Source organism: Neisseria sp. HMSC03D10, from assembly GCF_001807625.1.
GTDB classification, from domain to species: domain Bacteria; phylum Pseudomonadota; class Gammaproteobacteria; order Burkholderiales; family Neisseriaceae; genus Neisseria; species Neisseria mucosa.
In genome coordinates, this window is sequence record NZ_KV789559.1 from 1,596 (window position 1) to 2,242 (window position 647).

1 protein-coding gene is annotated in these 647 nt (G+C 43.1%); it reads right to left on the bottom strand.

Going from position 1 to position 647, the window contains the following annotated elements; genetic code table 11:
* The coding region (locus HMPREF3066_RS07705; protein WP_168160666.1) for a hypothetical protein at positions 1 to 632 on the bottom strand (632 nt) is incomplete at its 3' end.
* Positions 633 to 647 lie beyond the last annotated feature (15 nt).

Sequence of the window (647 nt, forward strand, 5' to 3'; positions counted from 1 at the left end):
TTTTTCTCGCAAGCCTGCCACGGGACATAGTGGGTAATTTTGTATTCATTGGGTTCGTATGTCGAACCTTTGGGTTTATTTACAAGATATTTGTAAGCATAACAGTTACTACGCTGTTCAAAACGTTCGTCTGCCGCCCAAAGGTCGGCTGAAGCCCCTAAGGCAGGTGCAAATACTGCCAAACGGAGGGCGAACATGATTGAGCCTGCCAAGGCAGCAGGGGCGGAGAAATACGCCAATGCGATTGTTGCTACCGATAAAACAATGAATGTAACAATTTCTTCCTTATTTTCTTTAACGAATTTCACTGCAATCATTAAGGCATTATCTGTCGACATAACTACGTCTGCTTCTTGAATATAAGGCAAATAATCTCTTGGAATATCCTCATACTCTTCTAAATAATCTACTGCTTGTTGTAGTTCTTGATTACTATATTCTACGATCTTCCCGTCATCACCTACCCAGCGTATACCATTTTCTGTACTCTCAAATTTTCCGAATCCTTCCAACCAAGGAGAGTTTTGGAGAATTTGCGCGGCAGTTTCGGGATGATATACCGTTTCCATGCTTTTTCTATCGATGAGTTTTTCAGACAGGATATTGATGGGGCGACCTTCAGGAGCAGCCACCCATGGCTCGAGCCG